This window comes from Piscirickettsia salmonis LF-89 = ATCC VR-1361 (genome assembly GCF_000297215.2).
Taxonomy (GTDB): Bacteria; Pseudomonadota; Gammaproteobacteria; order Piscirickettsiales; family Piscirickettsiaceae; genus Piscirickettsia; species Piscirickettsia salmonis.
The window spans coordinates 1-20,241 of record NZ_AMFF02000067.1; the positions used below are offsets into that span (position 1 = coordinate 1).

Genomic DNA, 20,241 nt, shown 5'->3' on the forward strand with positions numbered 1-20,241 from the left:
CTCCATGGCTCGCAGCGGAGGAAGCCAGCGATGACACGGCAATGCTATTTTTCGACAATCAACAAGCCACCAAAAAAAGCGCTCCAGCCACCGTAATAGCACGTGAATGCAGTTAAGTTTCCCATCATGCTTATATCATTGTCGATAATCGTCTAAACTAACCAAGAAAAACATCGGCTGAACCAGAAGTTACCTGCCCAGATAAACTCATACTCGATGTTTTTTTTGCCGCCGGTTTGCCATTAATGAAGACCGTCTGTGCACCCTCTGTCACTTGATTAATTACAGCAATGCAATACTGACCAGCATCTTGCACTCGTGCTGCTGGCTGCTTATTAATAAAGACATCAGGTGAACCACCAATCAAGTGACCACCAATCACACCAATATTTGCAACATTCGCAGTCGTCGAATCACCTTTACGCGCAGCAGGCCGTACCTGTCCCATAATCACTACCCTGTTTTGATTTTTCTTGCTAAATTTTCTTGTTAAATACAAGACGCACTATAACCTGGTGATATTCACTTGACAAGCTTTAACCCGCGTAGCACTCTCACTACTTCATTTTTATTTTTGGCTTTAAATTTCATCAAACTCAATCAATCAAAATAATAGAGCACACCTTGACCCAAGCAAAGCAACAACTCACCGCCATTTTATTAATCACCTTACTTGGCTTCATCGGTTTGGCAATTCCTTATCCGATTCTTGCTCCGATGCTGCTAAAAAATGAGGCTTTTTCCTTACATACTCATGCCACTCGCATGATTTGGTACGGTGCATTACTCGCTGCCTACCCCATCGGCCAGTTTTTAGGCTCTGCCATCTTAGGTGATCTTTCAGATCATTGGGGACGACGCAAAATTTTAATTCTTTCTTTACTACTAACAACCATCGGTTATGCAATAAGTGCAATTGCCGTTTACCAGCACTATCTTGGACTTTTTCTTTTTGCTCGATTATTCACCGGACTTGCAGAAGGCAATGTTGCCATTTGCCGTGCTGCAGCAGCAGACCTTAGCCCAAAGATTAGTAAATACACCAGCTTTGGTTTAATCAATGCAGCTGGCACCTGTGGTTTTATCATCGGCCCCATTCTCGCGGGTGTTTTTTCAGATAAAACGATTTACCTAGGTTTTAGCTATGCTACACCATTTTTCATTGCCTTATTACTCAGCTTATTCACGTTAATCGCCACTTATTTTTTCTTTACTGAAACCTTTAATCCAATCAAAAATAAAGCTCATCAAGCATTTTCTTTATTTAGTTTACTGATTACTGCCATGAATAATATCATTTTCACTGTACGGCTTCAGCATATTAAATGGCTACTATTCAGTGCTCTACTACTTATGTTCAGTGTAGATTTAACCTATCAATTCGCACCGCTGTTTCTTACAGCCCATTGGCAAATGACCAGCCTTGCAATTGCTAAAACATTATTTGTACTGTGGGTCAGTATTATTATTGGCGAAGTTTGGTTAGTACCACTACTTGCTAAACGCTTCAATAAATATAAACTTATTTTCAATAGCACCATTGCTTTATCAATATTTCTTATCCTAATGATCATAACTACTTATTTAGCACTATTATATGCAGCCTTATTTTTACTTGGTTTATTCATTGCTTTATCAACCACGCTTGCAACCATTCTTATTTCCGATGCCGTTAACCCTCATATTCAAGGTCGTATTTTAGGTACATTTAGCTCATTACGTGTCCTTGGCGATGCAATTGGTGCAATTACTGGTGGTTTATGTGCCATTTTTTATCCAGAAGCGCCATTATGGCTAGCGGTAAGTATGCTTATTATTTCATTAATATTACTACTTGTGACTAAAAATAAACGTAAACTATAGCAATGACTAATTCTTGACAAAGTACTTAACATTCGCAATAGTGTCTCCTTTAATTATAACTAAAATTTAGCATAGGGAAATCATTGCAATGTTATCTTTTACAAAGAGCCAACAAAACACAGCCTCACCAAAAGGCCGAACATTTATATCGAGTAATTTTCGCATTGATTTATCATAAATAACGATTAAATTCAAAATTCAAAAATAAACTGAACGGTACTTAGTCATGGAAAGATCACACACATTTAATATTGCAAAATTATTTATTAGAGAAATAAAAAATTTTATTAACTATCATCAAAAAACTTACCCTGTCTCTATTTCTTCAATTGAGTTTACCAATGATCAAAGAAAAATCATTAATTTACATGTTAGATATAACCGAGGTATAAAAAAAATACAACTTAAAGAACTCATTACTGATGATGAGCTCTTACAGCAAATATCTCCGCTTGAGTGTTTTCTTGTCAGCTACATTAATAATAACTCCACTTTAAATGAAAACATTAACTTTTCTATCACGAGAAATCACCAACCCACTGATGAATTAATTGAGTTAGACTATATCAGCTTTCACTCAGCCGAAAATCCTGAAATAATTTTTAAAGTAAAAAACACAGAAACCAGAAAAGGAATTGCCTTATCTGAAATTAATCAACATTTTGACTTAATTCAACTTATCCCATATAAAACGGCATTGCAACTAGGCGCTATGTATTCATCAATTAATTCTAACCTAATAAGCAATAAAAAAAATAATGGACACAATGAACACTAATAACTCTCCTTTTATCACATTAATGACGGAAAGAACACCAATGAAGTATTTCCATATTTTTTGTGTTATCTATGCAACAATCAGCATTTCAACAAATTACTTGAACCTAAGGTTAATTCCTATGGAATTTCCTTTTATGCCAGATAACTTTCCAATTGGTGGAGGAGTTTTTATATTTCCAATTGCTTTTATTCTACAAGATATTGTCACAGAGGTATATGGCTATGCACGTTCTCGACAAATGATGTGGATAGGTATGACGGCAATGACTGCATCTGTTATATATAGCAGTTTTATTATCTCATTACCTACTTTACCTGCCTGACATCAAAGCAATCAAGCCTACCAGCTTCTATTTGGCAAACTACCTATTCATACCTTTGGCGATGTAATTGGCATCATTTGTGGAACAGTTGTCAATGACTACGTACTCTCTCGATCAAAGTTAAAACTAAAAGGAAAATTCTTCGGTGTCAGAATTATTTCTGCAACAATGGCAGGAGAGTTTTCATATCAAATTGTTGCTTATACAATTGCTTGGTCAGGTCAGATGGATGCAATTTCTAGCATTTTGCCATTTTTTATTTTTGCTTTTTTCTATAAAATCTGCTTTAACATTATCGCACTGCCATTTATTTATATTGCAACGTATATTATTAAACAGCGTGAGCATATGGACGTATACGATACCAAAACAAACTTTAACCCATTTAAATTCTCCATCGGCTAAAAACTAACCTAATCTAAAAAAGAAGACACCATCATGAACGCGATAAAAACCAATTTAGCAACCACAGGCGGTAATGCATTAGAATGGTATGACTATAGTATTTATGGTCAACTTACACCCATTATTGCCATTTTATTTTTCCCAACAAAAGACCCTCTTACTTCATTACTCTTTGCTTTTAGTGCTTATTTTCTAAGCTTTGCACTGCGCCCAATTGGTGGCATTATCCTCGGTAGGATCGGCGACCAGCATGGCAGAAAGAAAGTATTATTACTTTCAATATCAATCATGACCATCTCCACATTTTGTATAGCACTACTACCGACTTACAGTCAAACAGGCATTATAGCACCAATATTATTTATATTATTGCGCCTCATACAGGGCCTTGCTATTAGTGCAGAATTTACTTGCTCAACATCTTATCAAATTGAGAGGAAAAGCAATAAAAAATCATATTTAGGTGCATTAGTTCAATCAACAACTCTTATTGGCAGCCTCTTTGCCGCCCTCGTTGTTTCATTATTAAGTTTCTTATTGCCTCATGATCAGTTAGTTTCATGGGGATGGAGAGTACCTTTTTTAATCTCAGGATTTTGTGGTATCTATTTAATTAAGCTGCGCTCAAAACTTCCTGAACCAGATGAGTTCAATAAAATTAATGAAAAAGAAAAAAGTTTAAAAAATAAAAAAAATTACATATCTAGTAACAAAAAAATAATATTTTTATCTTTTTTTATACCTGCCGGTGCCACAGCTGGAATTTACTTTTTCATATATCAAATTAGTTATATGACAACATTTATTCACGCAGACTTATTTAAAGCTACTTTTATCAATGCTATTGCAACATTACTCATCGCTTTACTGATTCCTATAATTGCAAAGGTCGGCGACCGTTATGACATTCAAAAAGTACTTTATATCGGCCTTGGCTTACTTATCATTACTACCTTACCTCTATTTTGGTTAATGTCACAACAATCCTTAGTCATGATTATTGTTGGCCAATTATTATTTGTCACTGTTCTATCACCTTATTTAGGACTCAATGCTGTTTTCATGGCAAGTTTATATCCAACCCATATTCGCATCACAGTTTTTTCCTTTGTTTATAATTTAGCTGTGGCAATTTTTGGTTCTTCCATTCCCCTGGTTGCGATTTACTTACATGAAAAAGTACATTTTAAATTTGCATCAGGCATTTATTTTATGGCAATGTGTTTAATTTCGTTAATCGCTTTAATTTTATTGGGTAAATATAAATCAACTACAAATAAACACCTTAGCTCACAAGCAACTCATCCGGCAAGCCAATCTCAATTGGCTTAAATTAATTTGAATATAAAATTAATATAATAAATAAAAGCTGACTGTATGAAAGTCAGCTTTAACAAAGTAACTGCCAATAAAAAAATTAATTAAGCTGAGATAATCGGCGCTAACTCTTCAAAAAAAGCATCTATCTCTTCATAATTATTATAGTGAGTTAAGCCTATGCGTAAGACTCCCCCTTGCTGATCAAGCCCTGTGGATTTAACCAATAAATCTGCATAAAATAATCCATGCCAAACACAAATTCCAGCCTGCCCTAATGCTTCAGCAATAACCGCAGGTTTTATATGGTCAAAGGTTAAAGAAAATGTTGGCGTACGCTCGTTAACCTCTGCTAATTTGCTAAGACCATACAAACGATAGCCACTAAAACCACTCAGGTTATTTAAAAAATATTCAGCAAGTTGCTGCTCATAGGCACATAATGCTTCAAAGCCACTGACTAAACACTGGCGACGTGACTCCCCGGTTCCAAGGCCTGCTAAATAATCAATGGCTGCAATCATCCCCGCTAAGCCTTCAAAACTTTGTGTCCCGGTTTCAAACTTGGCTGGTACAATCTCAGCAGCAGGGCAGACTTTATAAGGCACTAAAGATGATAAATGCTGATGTTTGCCATAGCAAATCCCAACATGGGTGCCAAAAAACTTATAGGCAGAGCATGCCAAAAAATCGCAATCAATTTTTTTTACATCGATACTACAATGCGGTGCAAAATGCACAGCATCCACATAAACTAAGGCACCTAGCGCATGGGCAAGTGCAGTTATTTTTTCAACATCAACTAAAGTCCCAGCCAAATGTGAAGCATGCGTCACGGCAACAAGCCGTGTTTTTTCATTTAGCAAAGATTTAAAATATTCCATATCTAACCGACACTCTGGAAAAATTGCCTTAGCAACCCGCACCTTCACTCCTGCATCACGAGCCGCTTGCTGCCATGTCGATGTATTCGCAGCATGATCAAGCTCAGTAATAATAATTTCATCACCCCTTTGCCAAGTCTGTGCAAGTGCACGACTCATTGAGAACGTTAAGCTGGTCATATTCGCACCAAAGAATACTTCATTGCTTTGAGCATTAAATAAATCAGCTGCCGCATCTCGTGCCTTAGCTAACACATTAACAGTTTCCTGACTAGTGATATAAGCCCCACCTAAATTACTATTAGAGTGCATTAAATAACTGGACATTGCCGCTATAACTGTTTGTGGTACTTGTGTGCCGCCCGGACCATCAAAAAAGATAATTTCTCGGCCATTGTGCTGACGAGATAGTGCGGGGAATTTTTTACGTAATGATTGAACATCCAAAGCATGTTGCATTATTTCCTCCTTAAATTGAAAATACACGTGCCTTATCTACCTATGCATAAGAGCATATCACCTGTATAGATGCAAGCGCTTTATATTATATCTATCATGGCCTATTATAGTTTAAGTTTATTCAACTATTTTAAGCCAATAACCTTGCAGTTTTAACACAATCTCCATAAAATACTCAGAATAATAAGATGATTTATAGCGATAGCTACCAATTAAAATTAAGGAAGATAGTATAATATGGTTATTTACCAAGTAAATTTAACTATTGACGCTAATATTTTCAATGAATATAAAGCCTGGTTAATTCCTCATATGCAAGAAATGCTCTCGTTTCCAGGCTTTTTACAGGCTGATTTATGTGATGATATTGAAACTGATATAAACATAAATAATGAAACACCAACTCAAAATCTAACTGCACTTTACCTACTTGACTCTGAACAAAGCTTACAATATTACTTTGACCATTATGCCAAACCGATGCGTGATGACGGTATTAAAAAATTTGGTAACCACTTTCGTGCTACCCGTAATATTTTAAAAATCTCTCAATCTTTTACACCTGAATCATTAAACATTAGGTAATCAGCCTTGTTTCAAACACACTTCTACCATTAACTGTAAGCGGCGTTCACCACGAAATTCATTAGCCGCTAAACGATATAAACAATGCACATGATCACCCGCACATATCGGTACTGCCTCACCTTCAGTACTTAAGGCGTGAAACCAAACCGCTTGACGGTAAAGCCCATCTTGCTCGAATTCTAAGCTTAAATGAATTTTTTCTTTACCAATTAAACGTACGCTATGAACATTAAAGTAGCCTTCAAACTGCGGCCCTTCAAACTCCCGACCAAACGGTTGCAAACGCTCAAGCTGATCAAAGGCAGCTAAGTCAAGCTTCGCCAAAGACAATGGGCCATCACTTAAGCGCACAGGGTATAACTCCTCAACATCAAGCTGTCGCCGTATCGCCTGATCAAAACAAACTTGAAACTCCTCTAAACGGTTACGAGCAATTTTTAACCCCGCCGCCCCCTTATGACCACCGAATGCCAGAATAACTCCCTCAGTATGATCAGCAACATACTGTAAGGCATCGCGAATGTGCACATCAGCAATCGTTCGCGCCGAACCGCTTAATTTTTCAGGGTCATTGGTTGGTGAAAATACCACACAGGGATGCCCATAACGGTCGACTAAACGTGAGGCCACAATCCCTTGAACCCCAGCATGAAAACTCTCGGCATAGACAGTCATTGACAGTAACTTTTGCTGAAGGCAACCTTCCGCTTGACAGATTGCCTCCTCCAGCATTTGACGCTCTGTTAATTTTCTATCCTCATTATCAGCATTTAACAATAAGAGCTGATCCATTGCCTCACTATCTGTTTCTGCCAGTAAAAAGCGCAAGGCGGCATAAGGGTCGGCCATTCGTGAGCGAGCGTTAATACGCGGTCCTAACTGAAAGCCTAAATCTTCCGAGCCAAAGGCGTGCTGACGATTTAACAACTGCTTCATCGCTCGCCAACAGGGACGTTCTAAACGATTCATCACATGAAGCCCAGTATTTACCACAGCTCGATTAGTCGCATTAAATAGCGATACCGCATCAGCGACCGTTCCTAAAGCGACATAGTCCAATAAGCCACTTAACTTAGGAATAACAAGTTGAGTATTTGCAACACTTTCATCACATAGTAATTCTAACCGCACCTGACACATCAATAACCATGCCACCATGCAACCGGCGATCACTCGATCCGGGTATTCACAATCATCGCGTGTCGGGTTAATAACCGCATATGCGGCCTGCGGTATACCTTCTGCTGGAATCGCATGATGGTCAGTAACAATCACATCAATACCCGCTGCCGCCAGCCGGGCAATTCTTACCTGATCAGAAGAACCACAATCAGCAGTAATAATCAGCTCAGGCAATCTCTCCTTAGATAGAATCTTATTCGTTAAGCCATCACTCACGCCGTAACCATCTTCCATCCGATGACCAATCAAGTGCTGAAGCTGTGAGGCTTGCACTTGGAAATAATCGGTGAACGCCCGTGAGATAATTGCATGTGAAGTAATACCATCAACATCATAATCTGTTAATACGCCAATCACCTCACTGTTATTAATCGCCTGAACAATACGCTGTGCCGCTCTTTGCGCATCTTGCAACTGCTTAGGCGCGGTTAAATCAGCTAAGCGTGGATCAACGATCCGGTTAAAGGCTAAACCTTGCCCTTGCACACGGTTGGCAATAATATGAGCAAGCAACGGCGTTAAGCCACAACCTTGCGCATGGTTAAAGGTCTGCTCACAGCGCGTCCGCGCTTGAATTTTAATTTCCATTACGATAACTCTGTACTGATTTAGGACGGCACCAAAACTTTTTCACACCCCAATGTGTGACTGAAAAAGCGATATTTTGATCAATAAACAACTCTAGCTGCTTTAACTGGCCACACTTAAGCTGCTGTAATAGCGGCTTGAATACCCGACTTTCTAACTCCACCAAGGTGCTTTGCCATACTCTATCATCCCCAGCAAGCACGGCCTGCTGGCAACAGTCATTATAGTAAGTCACTCCCTGACCAAGCGCATGACTTACCCCCTGCTTTGCCCCACAAAACTGACCCAACCCTTGAGCGAGTTTCGACTCAGAGCATAACACTCGCGTATGATTTAATGGATAATCTGCTGATAATAATTGCCCACTGCCCCATAACCATACAGTATCTACTGTCACAAGATCTTGATCACGACGCCGCTGGTTAACGGTGCTTTGCTGCAATAACATACCGAGCTCTGCCTGTAGAGACCGCCAATATTTCGCATCTGTGCCTGTAATCTCATCAATTTGTACCGGCTGCCCCTGAGCGCTGGTTAAATCACGAGTGAGTAATTCAACAGGCTGAGCAGCGGCTAACAACCAATGCTGATCACAATCATACAATATTAACCCATCCTCAGCTAAAAACTGATTCAACTCATCAAGCAATAGACTCTTTTCCTGGTCAGTTAACTGAGAGGCAAGACTTCCTTGGCAATACAAACCATTTTGATCCGCACTGATACTTACCAAGTCAGCATACAACCAACCTGCAGCCACGGGCAATGAATAACCCTTAGCCGTCGCAGCAGCTAAAGGTAAATCACGCTCTAATGAAAGTGATGAGCGACTAAAACTTGCAAATAATTCAGCAATCGGTTCTTGCCCAGACGATACTTGGCGTGCATAACCAAGCAAAGCCAATAAAGAAGGACAGTACTGATCCACCTCTTGCTGCTGTCTATGATCACCAGCAAGCAACATGGGAATGATGACTTTCACAATGCCTCAAACTCTTTTTATTTAAAAATAAAACCAGATAATTTAAAACTCACACATATATTAACATATTCTATTAAAGCTAAGCCTAACCAATGAGCCAACTTGAACTTAATGTTCTCTTAATATAACATAAAATAAAACGCACCACCCTCAAAAACATAACAGCAGGATAATCCAAACGATGCGCCCCAGCTCAAATGAACAGTACAAAATATGTTTTTCTAGATTTTTAGTCTATTTTTCTTCAAGTTTAATTATATTTTTGCTATCTGTTGTTATATTTTCTATTATTTTTAAGCTGCATCTACCTACTTTTTATATTTATTTACTGCTTTCTATTTTTCTTTACCGTAAGCTGCCAAAGCAAATTAAAACCCGCTTACTCGATAAGTGGTACATAAGCATAACCCATTTATTAGCCTGGCCTTTTTCATATTCTATTTTACTGATAAAACTGCGCCACCACCTACTCATTAAAAAATAGTCGCCAGAATATTTCATTCATTAATTCAATTATTTTATTTTTTATATAATCCCCCCTCTTGCAATCAGTATTATAATTCACTTATCATGCTAAAGCCCCGTGATGATAAAATAAGGATGCTTTCATGAAAAACCAACTATCCTGCTTATTGCTTGCTACAACACTAATCACTCCAATTCTTGCTGCACCTGGACCTAACCCAACCAAAAATAATGATGAAATCATTAAGTTTTCAATTAAAGAAGAAAATCATGTGCAAGTTCATAGCGCAAAAGTATCTGTACTAGCAAATATCACCTCAACAGACAATAAACACTCGTTTGATGAAATTTTAGCACCAATATTAAAAGCAGAAAAAAAAGCCCGTATTGAACAAGTCATGCAGACTAAATCTGATTCAGGGCTGCCACAATATAAAGTACTTATTGTTCAACGGGCAGCCATGAAAAATATTAATAAACTCACCTCACGCTATCAGTCTTATGAAAAGCCGGGCATGAGCTTTAAAGTTGTCGATATTAGCTACAGCCCAACTTCAAATCAATTTGAAAAAAAATGGGCAAAAATGCGCCTAAAGCTCTATAAAGAAATTCAACAAGAAATAACATCATATAATAAATTAACAAATAAACAATTCAAAATAAAATCTGTACAGTATTGGCACAATAATAATATCCCACGTATGCAGCCTATTATGCTCAAAAGTTTTGTAATGAGCAGTGCCAATAACGAGCAAAGGGATATTAGCAACAACAGCAATAATGTTACAACAAAAGTTGAAATGACGGCAAATGTCGAACTTATGAGCACAATATAAAAAAGCATAAGATTACTAATTAATATAAGCCAGAGTATCAATATAAAATCCTATAAAACCTTGGCTTATATTTTTATACAAAATTTAGATCAAGCAATCAAAAACACCAACAGCTTCTAATTTCCTGTATATAGCATAGGTAAACCCTCCTATTATTCTTTTTTTTATGTTTGAACATAATACAGCTAAAATCACCATCGAAGTTAATTATGACGCAAAGCTATTAGGCTCTAACTCTCATACAGCAATGACATCAAAAGTTCCTGACTATAACTGCTCTATACGTTTTTATTCACATACCGAAATATACAATGATAGCAACAAAAACCAGCAAGCGATTTATGATGCACTTGGTAGCGTCGTTTTTCTAAGTGATACCCTTAGCATTCCAATATCCATACCCCGAAAACATTATCAAAGACAAGGATGGCTGAGACTATGCTGTAATATTAATATTGATGAAGACAGAGTAATAATCATATAAAAACTGCCTGCTAACTGAGCGGCTTCTACCGAGCCTAAACGATAGGTAACCATAGGCAAGCACACAGACAAATAAACAATAAAAACAATTTATATAGCATGCTTGTAGTAAATAGTTAAAACCTATCAAGGTGATAAAATCATTCTATTTTATTTTATCAGTAGAAAAGTTAAATTAATACAAAGAATGGTTAAATTAACAATAAACATTAATAATTAAAAGTAATTTTGTGATAATATTATTTTTAATAATATGTAAATTAACTAAGTAAATGATGAATATTTTTATTAAAAAATAACACAAATAAATTTCAAGTGATTTTATTAAATAAAGTTTATTTTGTTCAGGATAAAAATAATGTTAAAAGCATCAGGTCAGATTTCATATTCAAAAAATCGTGCTTCTTTAAGACTTACAGCAAGTGTTGGCTTTTATCGCCACTATTATAAATTAAATAGATTAAAAAATAGTCTAGCAGATAAAATTAACTTAATATATAAAGAAAAAATAGACCTATTAAACAGTACAGAAATATTTAGTGCAGCATATCTACAGTACCAGGAGATTAGGATTTTCTGTTTACAGCAACACGAATCACTGTCTCGAATGTCACTTAAATTACAAAGCAGCCGAGTTTCTCGGCACAATTTAATACAAGGGAAAAAGAAAAAAGAGCCAAAAAAAAGAAAACCATATACTCCAAGTAAATTTAGACAATACACAAAAGAATTATAGTATTAGGTGAAAAATCATGAACAAATGGCTAAAAGAATCCGATATAAAAGATATAGAAACAAATTCTATATATATTTTAAAACATATAAATAAAAATAAGGAAAAATATAAAAAACATCCCATTGAGCTAGAACAAAGTTTGGAAGATTTAAAAAATCTATCAAAATTAACAATCAAAGAACTAGTAGATAATTATAGAAAAGATCCTCATGGAAAATCCAATCCAAGCTTTCATCTAAATGCAGTAATCAAGTCAATCAAAGAACACCTATCAGCTATTATTCAGAAAAAAACCAAGCCAACGAGAAAAATGCTTGATTCATATTCATCAATTATAATGAAGTGTGCGAGCATATCTAAATCATTTGACTTAGAGTCAATAGAAAAAACTAGTCAGTGGACTCCCCCAACTAATATCTATTTATTAACAACATGGTCTGAGAGACAAATAAAATTAATACAGAGCAAACAAATAAAATATAAACATCAAATTGAAGGCATTCGAGGAGCTGTAGCAGATTTAGGTAGACTATCAAGGTGTACAATAGAAAGATTAGTTAGTGACTTTGAAGAACATCCTAATACATACACATGCCCAGACGTTCAATTAAACACAGGAATGAGTTCAATCAAACAATGTTTCAGAGAAATTTTTAAAGAACAAAGCAACCTTACAACAAAAATTTACTCTCTACATACAGATTTCAATGAAAAGTTAGCATCTGTAACCACACATTTTCGTGAGGGATTAGTAGCCTGTGAAGTTAAAGAGCTTAAAAATAAAATTAAAGACCTAAACAGTGTTATTACTGATATGGAGGAAGAAAGAAAAGCTACAAAAGGGCAAGGATCTGAAAGTCTAGCAGCTGAAAGTTGTAGTAATAACCAAGATGGGAGTCTATTCAATGATATAATGTCAACCTTAAAAAGAAACCAAAGTAACCCCCAATCTAGCCAAATGTTCAGTAGCTACTTTGCCGAGAAACAGTCGGATCAATCATCCTCTTCACATAGTGCTTCACCAAGCCAATCTAATTAATAAAATAAGGGCCAGGAAGGCCCTGTGCTTTATTTTATTTAATAGGAAGTTTCTCAGTCTCTGCACCGACCCAAGTCACTTTATCATCAACAATCTGCATGTGCTTTTTTGAAAAAATTTTATGCAAGACAATAATCGCAATAAAGACGATCAAAGCACCATATTGCTGTAAAATAACCCCTATAGTAATATCACCCGTTAGCGTATAAATTTGCCCAGCAACAATCACCACAATCATTACCATCGCAATCACTGGCGCATAAGGAAATAATTTCGCTTTATATTTTAAAGCAGATAAATCCCCTTTTAAATGATATTTACGAAAACAATAATGACTCAAGGCAATACCAAACCAAGCGATAAAACCACACAAGGCTGAAATTGTCAGCAAGATAGTAAACATACGGCCATTGCCAATTAAAGACGATAAGAAAATGACTGAACCTATTGCTGCAGTGGCTAATAACGCATAAACCGGCAAGCCATACTTTGTTGTTTTACTAAAAAATTTAGGCGCTTGACCGGTTGTTCCCATATACCAAAGTGTTCGCGTTGAAGCATACATGCTCGCATTCGCCGCAGATACCACCGCGACTAAGATGATCGTATTAATTAAATTCGTTGCAAAGCCATAGCCAAAATAACTTTGAAACACCAAAGTAAATGGACTCGAATCGACACTCTCTTGATTTGCTAAGGCCGGACTATTAAAAGGTACCAGTAGACTAATAAACAACGTTGTTAATACATAAAATAAGACTAAACGCCAAAAAATAGTCCGCACCGCTTTTGGAATACTTTTTTCTGGGTCTTTCACTTCACCTGCACCAATACCGATGAGCTCTGAACCTTGAAATGAAAAGCCTGCAATTAAAAAAACCGAGGCAAAACCCAGCCAACCATTATGAAAAGGACCATCTGCAATAGTAAAATTGGCAATACCAAATTCTGATTTTTTCGAGATTAAAAAACAACATAAAATAATAAAAACGACAATAACCGCTACTTTAAGAAAGGACATCCAGTACTCGGTTTCACCATAAACGCGCACAGAGAATAAATTGACAAAAAATACAAGACCAAAAAATAGCGCAGAAATCATCACTGCAGATATATCAGGAAACCAGTATTTCATAATAATCGTCGCTGCTGAAATTTCCGCAGCAATGGTAATTGCCCAATTAAACCAATAGTTATAGCTCATCGCCACACCAAATGAAGGGTCGACATAACGTGATGAATATTCGCAAAAAGACCCTGTTGTTGGCCGATGAGTTGCCATTTCCCCTAAGCTGGTAATCAAAAAATAAACCATAATCGCAATTAAGCTATAAGCCACTAAAGCCCCTCCTGGGCCGGCAATATGAATGGCATAACCACTGGCAAGGAAAATCCCTGTACCGATCGACCCACCCAAGGCAATCATATTTAAGTGCCTTGCACGTAAATTTCTAACTAACATATCTAAACTACCCTATGTGCTATTCTTAAATTTTAAAACTAAAACTAAAACCTAAAATCAATCAACCTTAACAATAACCCTCTGCTGTACACCCTAATACTTTGATTTAGAGAAATTTTCAGCAAGCAATAATAAAATAAGACTTAAAACCAATTAATTACTTAATTGTTTTAACAAATACTTAGGCTGATTTTTAAATGATAAGTAAGAATCACAAGATAAAAAAAGAAAAGATAAGAAACCTGAAGATAGATAACAACATAAAGAACGGGACATATATTTACCTCAATACTATAGATATACTCAATTAATCGCTAGACATTCCAAACTTGTGACATAAAGCCTGGCTTGCAGGACACAACACTATATTTGGTCATTTTACAACGTTGACCTCAACTAAAATACTAAATACAAACAAACGAAAACTGCACGTTGTTCACTATAAACTTTTGCTAAGGAGGCTGTCAACAGATCAGCATGAAGAAAATCAGGCCATCATAGTACAGCAAAAAAATAGCTCGCATTAGCCAAGAAAAAACACTTAAATTTACTTAACTCAGATAGATTGCACTGAATCAAAATGAGGAGTAAACCACACCAAAGCCATGCGAATCGTAAGAACAAAAAAGCCACTTACCAACAACAGCAAGCGGCTTCACTATCAATAGAGTAGACCATCAAACGTTTAAACGTTTGACCTATAATGTAGGCGCTAGATAACGTCAACCTCTGACGCAGCTGGTACTTTTTCTTTCGCCAGTGCCAACCACGTAGACAATACCGTATCCGCATTTAAGGACAAACTATCAATACCTTGCTCAAGCAGCCATTTGGCAAGTTCTGGATAGTCTGATGGACCTTGGCCACAAATCCCCACATAACGACCACGCGCTTTACAACGTGAAATCACCTGCTGAAGTAAGCGTTTGACGGCAAGGTTACGCTCATCAAATAAATGCGCAACAATGCCAGAATCGCGGTCTAAGCCTAGAGTTAACTGAGTTAGGTCATTCGAACCTATCGATACGCCATCAAAAATATCTAAAAACTCATCGATTAAGATCACATTTGAAGGCAACTCACACATCATATGTAAATTCATATCATGCGACTTATTAATGCCGTACGCACTTAATAACTCAACCACCTGCTGACCTTCAGAGAGCGTGCGCACAAACGGCACCATCACATCAACATTTTTAAAGCCATACTCCTCACGCACTTTTAATAAGGCACGGCACTCTAGCTCAAAGCACGGCTTAAAGCTATCAGAGACATAACGCGATGCACCACGAAAGCCAATCATTGGGTTTTCTTCATGTGGCTCATACACATCACCACCTAATAAATTGGCATATTCATTCGATTTAAAGTCAGATAAGCGCACAATCACTCGCTTCGGTGCAAACGCTGCGGCAAGTGTTGCAATACTTTCAACAATCTTTTCAACGTAAAAGTCAACTGGCGAGCCATAGGCCGCTGTACGCTCATCAATCTCTGCTTTAACCGCCTCAGGCTGCTGATCGTACTCTAATAAAGCCTGTGGGTGAATGCCAATAGTCCGCCCAATAACGAACTCTAAGCGTGCCAGACCCACCCCTTCATGTGGCAGACGTGATAAGGCAAAAGCACGCTCAGGGTGCGCTACATTCATCATAATCTTGACAGGGATTTTTGGCATTGCCTCACAGTTAATCTCCTGTACATCAAAGCCTAAAGCCCCCTCATAAATATAACCGGTATCGCCTTCTGCACAACTCACCGTGACAATCTGACCTTCTACTAACTCAGCCGTTGCATCACCACAACCAACCACTGCCGGTACACCAAGTTCACGAGCAATAATTGCCGCATGACAAGTGCGCCCACCACGATTGGTCACAATTGCCGCTGCGCGCTTCATAATCGGCTCCCAGTCAGGATCTGTCATATCCGTCACTAGAATATCGCCGGCTTGAAAGTTCTTCATATCCTGCAAGCTTTTTAATAAACGCACACGACCGGAGGCAATCTTTTTACCCACACTGCGCCCAGAAGATAATATGTTGCCCTGCTCTTTTAGCTGATAACGCTCAATCACTTGCGCCTGGCTTTGCACCGTTTCAGGACGTGCTTGCAAAATATATAACCTACCATCGTTTTGGTCTTTACCCCATTCGATATCCATCGGGCAACCATAGTGCTTTTCTATGCACAGAGCAAAACGCGCGAGCTCTTCGGCTTCTTGATCTGTTAAACAAAAAACTTGGCTTTGCGCCAGCTCAACCTCAGACTCGATGATGCCACCACCGTCTTTATAGGTCAGCTGCAATGCTTTACTGCCTAAGGTCCGCCGTAATACTGCCGGACGACCTTCGTGAATATTTTTCTTATAAACATAAAACTCATCAGGACTCACACTGCCCTGTACCACGCTTTCCCCCAGACCATAGGCACCATTGATCAAGACCACATCATCAAAGCCAGTTTCAGTATCCAGCGTAAACATCACGCCGCTAACTTCACTTTCCACCATTCGTTGAATACCGACAGAAATAGAAACCTCTTCATGAGCAAAACCTTGATGCACGCGGTAAGCGATCGCTCGGTCATTATATAAAGAAGCATAAACTTCTTTCGTTTTCGCGAGAATCTCTTGATAACCTCGCACATTTAAAAATGTCTCCTGCTGACCGGCAAACGAAGCGGTCGGCAAATCTTCTGCCGTCGCTGAAGAACGCACAGCGACCGGCATCGTTTCACTATCAATAAATACTTTTAGCGACGATAATATTTCTTCCTCTAAAGCTGCTGGAAATGGCGCAGCTAAAATCAGCTCACGAATCTGTTTGCCGACACGCGTTAATTCATCAACATCATCAACATTTAAGCCCATGAGCGCTTCACTAATTTTCTCAGCTAGATCATTTTCAGCGAGAAAGTATTGAAACGCAGCGGCAGTCGTTGCCACTCCTGAAGGAACCTCTACACCCAACCCGGTGAGATGTTGAAGCATTTCTCCAAGTGAGGCATTTTTACCGCCAACATGGGCCACATCTTCACGGTTAACCTTAGAAAGTGGAACAACGAAATTGCACTGCATCATTTTAAGGGGTCTCCTTGCTTTTGTGCGTGGAAATTGGTTACATAGGGAAAACTACCCGAAATTGGTGTAAAAATGAAGTACCCTGTCTTTTTTATTTCAGATTCTACCGCAATCACAACAGAAACCCTGGGCTTAAGCTTACTCGCCCAGTTCCCCGGCTTAGAATTTAATAAGTATACCCTACCCTTTATTGATACGCCTTTAAAAGCTCAACAAACTTATGAGCTGATCAATCAAAAATCAGAGCAATATGGCCAGAAAGCACTGATTTTCTCCAGCATGGTTCAACCTGAACTGTGCCAAATTATTCGGCAAGCTGACGCCTTAGTTCTTGATTTATTTGAACATTATTTGACTGAACTTGAGCAATTTTTTCACCAAACATCGACCCATGCCATCGGCTTGGCACGTAAGCCTATGGCTGAAGAGAGCTATAATCAACGGATTGCAGCTGTTGACTTTTCTATGCTCAGTGATGATGGCACGAACCTTAAGCATTATAAAAAAGCCGATGTTATCCTAGTCGGTGTCTCACGCTCAGGCAAAACGCCAACCTGCTTATATCTTGCTCTGCAATATGGTATCCGCGCGGCCAACTACCCCCTGGTTGCCGAAGATTTTCTCGATACTTCATTGCCTCATGCATTAAAAGATTATCAAGATAAATTAATCGGTTTAACTATTGACCCCGGCCGCTTACACGCCATCCGCAAAGAGCGCCGTTCCACTCGTGCTTATGCCGATCCTGCTTTATGCCGTCAAGAGGTGCGCTATGCTAATCAACTTTTTCAACGCTATAATATCCCATCCTTAGACACCACACATCGCTCTATAGAAGAGTTATCAGCACGCATTATTTCCCTGAAAGGCTTTAAGCAAAATAATGATTAAAAGCTGGAATTTTACACTATAAGATTACCGGCGAAAATTTTACCGGCAAAATTAAGCCCTATTAATCACCTTGTTTAAGGCTAGACTGGCAACAGTCCAGTCTTATTCATCATAACTTTACTCGTTAAAATAATACTCGCTTGTAACTTGTACTTATTCTATTCTGCAGCAAAATTAATAATACGCTCAAATAATTAAAAAAGTTAAACAAAAGACTATAATAACAGTTATAAATGTTTTATATTAAACCCTTTTCTAGTAGATTACTATAACTTTTAAATAAGAATAAAATACTCGTTATCTTAATTTTAAAAGCTAAATTGATTTATTTTATTTTGTTTTATTTTCAATCAAGGTTTAAATACTATGCCTAAGTTTCATCAATCGATCTATCTATCTTTTCTTGCCAGTAACATCCAAACTCCCTTATTTGCCTGTACTTCATTCAAAAAATCTTTTTTTTCACAAAAAGATAAAGATTTAAGTCGTAAATATACCATTGATATGTATATCCAGCATAAAAGGAAATCTTTACTTAAGGACCAAATTCCTTTTATACGGCTAAACTTCCCCTACACAGAAAACGCACCGGCTGAATGGCAAGTCAATCCAGATAAAACAAACAAGTAAATTGCTGATAATATAGTAAAAGAGGCTTTAAATGAAGCTGGGCCATTTACTCGAATTTACATTGACTCAGGCAATGCCTTCACTGATGAGCATTTGCAACAGATTATTTTCCACCCAGGAGATCATTTCTATAATTCGAAAATAAATGCCTCTCTGGATATTAGCTACCAAGACATTGCTCAACTACTCAGCCAGAGCCTCCCTGACCATGCTAAAAATAATATACAGATAAAATTAATAGCATCTTATGCAGAAAATTTTGCAGAAAATTTGATGAAAGAATTAGATAAAAAAGGATTTAAAAAAACATCTGTAATCTATTATAAAGAAGCAATTTATAAAGTCGGCGCAATAAAAGAGGGAAAAAACAAATTTGAAATAGTGAATATCAGAAGTGAAAGTGATGATCGGTCGAGAAATAAAAAAGTAAAAAGTTTACTCGATAACAAAGTTTCTTTTCATAATTATGATGACTACGTTACTTCACTTCCATCTCGAAAATTTAAAGAGAAATATTTAACTGATTTTAGTCGTGTAAGCAGTAATGAGATCGATGGCTTAACCCCTCAACAAGAGGAAGTTCTCTTACTAAAAAACATTTTAATCCAATCGTTAGATAAATGGCTTGATGCTTATAAAGATCTTTATAATACAACACTAGAGTTTTTCGAAATTTCAGTTACTAATAGTAGAGCCCATCGATTTAAAAAAATTGCAATACTTATCAATAATCTTTTATTAATAGATACCAAGACTATTCTGGATCAGCCAAACCAAACCGAACACTATATTCAACACATGCTTAATGAGCTGAAAAGCTTTGCCAAACAACTAGACAGCTATAGCGGTTTTAGAAAATTGTTTAAGCAAGAGCAAGCCAAAGAAGATATTGAGTTCGTATTGTCCGACATGCTAGACGGTATCAAGCGTTTTTATGATTTGCAAGGGGTTAATTTGCAATCTGAGCTACTGAAACAATTCCGCTCGCAACTGGCAACAGACGAAAACGAAACTTCAGAAGCAGCAGCGTGCCTGCTTTTTGATCGGCGTACGACTGCCTTGGCTCAAGTTCAATCATGGGATCTTGAAGGGGCAGCCGCAGCCTCACAAATTCAATAATAAAATATACATAACGGCTTAACTTACATATGACTTGACTATTGTATAGCGCTCAACGAATAGTTTCTGACATTGACTTCATTACTTGACTAAGCGCTGTCTCAAAATTAATTCAATCTTGATC

The 20,241-nt window shown here is 37.5% G+C and carries 16 protein-coding genes and 1 pseudogene; 11 read left to right on the forward strand and 6 right to left on the reverse strand.

Going from position 1 to position 20,241, the window contains the following annotated elements; all coding sequences use genetic code 11:
• Positions 1 to 157 precede the first annotated feature (157 nt).
• Positions 158 to 448 carry a PAAR domain-containing protein gene (locus C200_RS06895; protein WP_016210130.1) on the reverse strand — a complete coding sequence of 97 codons (291 nt, stop codon included), beginning with the start codon at positions 446 to 448 and terminating at the stop codon, positions 158 to 160.
• 176 nt (positions 449 to 624) lie between these two features.
• Between C200_RS06895 and C200_RS06900 the strand changes: the two genes are divergently transcribed.
• The 4 genes and pseudogenes from C200_RS06900 (at position 625) to C200_RS06920 (ending at position 4,703) form a co-directional block, all read left to right on the forward strand.
• A complete protein-coding gene (locus tag C200_RS06900; protein WP_016210134.1) occupies positions 625 to 1,863 on the forward strand; it encodes an MFS transporter in 1,239 nt (412 codons plus the stop codon).
• A 226-nt stretch (positions 1,864 to 2,089) separates the two neighbouring features.
• Positions 2,090 to 2,641 (forward strand): hypothetical protein, encoded by a 552-nt coding sequence (locus C200_RS06905; protein WP_016210137.1) that lies wholly within the window; start codon positions 2,090 to 2,092, stop codon positions 2,639 to 2,641.
• Positions 2,642 to 2,777: 136 nt separating this feature from the next.
• A pseudogene (locus tag C200_RS16350) lies at positions 2,778 to 3,371 on the forward strand (queuosine precursor transporter).
• 33 nt (positions 3,372 to 3,404) lie between these two features.
• Positions 3,405 to 4,703 (forward strand): MFS transporter, encoded by a 1,299-nt coding sequence (locus C200_RS06920; RefSeq protein ID WP_016210141.1) that lies wholly within the window; start codon positions 3,405 to 3,407, stop codon positions 4,701 to 4,703.
• Between the two features lie 89 nt (positions 4,704 to 4,792).
• Here the strand turns inward: C200_RS06920 and C200_RS06925 are convergent, their stop codons facing one another.
• On the reverse strand, positions 4,793 to 6,031 hold the full coding sequence (locus C200_RS06925) for a cysteine desulfurase-like protein (protein WP_016210133.1): 1,239 nt from the start codon (positions 6,029 to 6,031) through the stop codon (positions 4,793 to 4,795).
• A 237-nt stretch (positions 6,032 to 6,268) separates the two neighbouring features.
• Here C200_RS06925 and C200_RS06930 point away from each other — a divergent pair, with 237 nt between their 5' ends.
• Entirely contained in the window at positions 6,269 to 6,616 is a 348-nt protein-coding gene (locus C200_RS06930) for a DUF4286 family protein (protein WP_016210136.1), read from the forward strand.
• Here the strand turns inward: C200_RS06930 and recJ are convergent, their stop codons facing one another.
• Both recJ and C200_RS06940 read right to left on the reverse strand, forming a co-directional pair.
• Positions 6,617 to 8,389 carry a single-stranded-DNA-specific exonuclease RecJ gene (gene recJ / locus C200_RS06935; protein ID WP_016210121.1) on the reverse strand — a complete coding sequence of 591 codons (1,773 nt, stop codon included), beginning with the start codon at positions 8,387 to 8,389 and terminating at the stop codon, positions 6,617 to 6,619.
• Positions 8,379 to 9,371 carry a hypothetical protein gene (locus C200_RS06940; protein ID WP_016210123.1) on the reverse strand — a complete coding sequence of 331 codons (993 nt, stop codon included), beginning with the start codon at positions 9,369 to 9,371 and terminating at the stop codon, positions 8,379 to 8,381. Before C200_RS06940 ends, recJ begins: the two co-directional genes overlap by 11 nt.
• A gap of 608 nt (positions 9,372 to 9,979) precedes the next feature.
• On the opposite strand from C200_RS06940, the gene C200_RS06950 reads away from it, so the two are divergent.
• The 3 genes from C200_RS06950 to C200_RS06960 all read left to right on the forward strand — a co-directional run bounded on the left by C200_RS06950 (position 9,980) and on the right by C200_RS06960 (position 12,930).
• Positions 9,980 to 10,672 carry a hypothetical protein gene (locus C200_RS06950; RefSeq protein ID WP_016210122.1) on the forward strand — a complete coding sequence of 231 codons (693 nt, stop codon included), beginning with the start codon at positions 9,980 to 9,982 and terminating at the stop codon, positions 10,670 to 10,672.
• Between the two features lie 841 nt (positions 10,673 to 11,513).
• On the forward strand, positions 11,514 to 11,891 hold the full coding sequence (locus tag C200_RS06955) for a hypothetical protein (RefSeq protein WP_016210140.1): 378 nt from the start codon (positions 11,514 to 11,516) through the stop codon (positions 11,889 to 11,891).
• Between the two features lie 16 nt (positions 11,892 to 11,907).
• The gene (locus C200_RS06960) at positions 11,908 to 12,930 is read left to right on the forward strand and encodes a hypothetical protein (protein ID WP_016210131.1); all 1,023 of its coding nucleotides are present in this window, start codon (positions 11,908 to 11,910) and stop codon (positions 12,928 to 12,930) included.
• 34 nt (positions 12,931 to 12,964) lie between these two features.
• Here the strand turns inward: C200_RS06960 and C200_RS06965 are convergent, their stop codons facing one another.
• Both C200_RS06965 and ppsA read right to left on the reverse strand, forming a co-directional pair.
• Positions 12,965 to 14,392 carry an amino acid permease gene (locus tag C200_RS06965; protein WP_016210125.1) on the reverse strand — a complete coding sequence of 476 codons (1,428 nt, stop codon included), beginning with the start codon at positions 14,390 to 14,392 and terminating at the stop codon, positions 12,965 to 12,967.
• Positions 14,393 to 15,104: 712 nt separating this feature from the next.
• The gene (ppsA, locus tag C200_RS06970) at positions 15,105 to 17,477 is read right to left on the reverse strand and encodes a phosphoenolpyruvate synthase (protein ID WP_129556442.1); all 2,373 of its coding nucleotides are present in this window, start codon (positions 17,475 to 17,477) and stop codon (positions 15,105 to 15,107) included.
• Positions 17,478 to 17,549: 72 nt separating this feature from the next.
• Here ppsA and C200_RS06975 point away from each other — a divergent pair, with 72 nt between their 5' ends.
• The 3 genes from C200_RS06975 to C200_RS06985 all read left to right on the forward strand — a co-directional run bounded on the left by C200_RS06975 (position 17,550) and on the right by C200_RS06985 (position 20,117).
• Complete coding sequence (locus tag C200_RS06975; RefSeq protein WP_016210132.1) at positions 17,550 to 18,368, forward strand: pyruvate, water dikinase regulatory protein; 819 nt, start codon at positions 17,550 to 17,552, stop codon at positions 18,366 to 18,368.
• Positions 18,369 to 18,734: 366 nt separating this feature from the next.
• Positions 18,735 to 18,998 carry a hypothetical protein gene (locus tag C200_RS06980; RefSeq protein WP_016210128.1) on the forward strand — a complete coding sequence of 88 codons (264 nt, stop codon included), beginning with the start codon at positions 18,735 to 18,737 and terminating at the stop codon, positions 18,996 to 18,998.
• Positions 18,999 to 19,091: 93 nt separating this feature from the next.
• Positions 19,092 to 20,117, forward strand: coding sequence for a hypothetical protein (locus C200_RS06985; protein WP_016210127.1), 1,026 nt, complete (start codon positions 19,092 to 19,094; stop codon positions 20,115 to 20,117).
• Positions 20,118 to 20,241 lie beyond the last annotated feature (124 nt).

Excerpts from the sequence above, each read along its gene's own strand:
- recJ (WP_016210121.1), bottom strand. The coding sequence starts at position 8,389 with ATGGAAATTAAAATTCAAGCGCGGACGCGCTGTGAGCAGACCTTTAAC.
- C200_RS06975 (WP_016210132.1), top strand. The coding sequence starts at position 17,550 with ATGAAGTACCCTGTCTTTTTTATTTCAGATTCTACCGCAATCACAACA.
- ppsA (WP_129556442.1), bottom strand. The coding sequence starts at position 17,477 with ATGATGCAGTGCAATTTCGTTGTTCCACTTTCTAAGGTTAACCGTGAA.
- C200_RS06960 (WP_016210131.1), top strand. The coding sequence starts at position 11,908 with ATGAACAAATGGCTAAAAGAATCCGATATAAAAGATATAGAAACAAAT.
- C200_RS06895 (WP_016210130.1), bottom strand. The coding sequence starts at position 448 with ATGGGACAGGTACGGCCTGCTGCGCGTAAAGGTGATTCGACGACTGCG.
- C200_RS06965 (WP_016210125.1), bottom strand. The coding sequence starts at position 14,392 with ATGTTAGTTAGAAATTTACGTGCAAGGCACTTAAATATGATTGCCTTG.
- C200_RS06980 (WP_016210128.1), top strand. The coding sequence starts at position 18,735 with ATGCCTAAGTTTCATCAATCGATCTATCTATCTTTTCTTGCCAGTAAC.
- C200_RS06920 (WP_016210141.1), top strand. The coding sequence starts at position 3,405 with ATGAACGCGATAAAAACCAATTTAGCAACCACAGGCGGTAATGCATTA.
- C200_RS06955 (WP_016210140.1), top strand. The coding sequence starts at position 11,514 with ATGTTAAAAGCATCAGGTCAGATTTCATATTCAAAAAATCGTGCTTCT.
- C200_RS06905 (WP_016210137.1), top strand. The coding sequence starts at position 2,090 with ATGGAAAGATCACACACATTTAATATTGCAAAATTATTTATTAGAGAA.
- C200_RS06950 (WP_016210122.1), top strand. The coding sequence starts at position 9,980 with ATGAAAAACCAACTATCCTGCTTATTGCTTGCTACAACACTAATCACT.
- C200_RS06930 (WP_016210136.1), top strand. The coding sequence starts at position 6,269 with ATGGTTATTTACCAAGTAAATTTAACTATTGACGCTAATATTTTCAAT.
- C200_RS06925 (WP_016210133.1), bottom strand. The coding sequence starts at position 6,031 with ATGCAACATGCTTTGGATGTTCAATCATTACGTAAAAAATTCCCCGCA.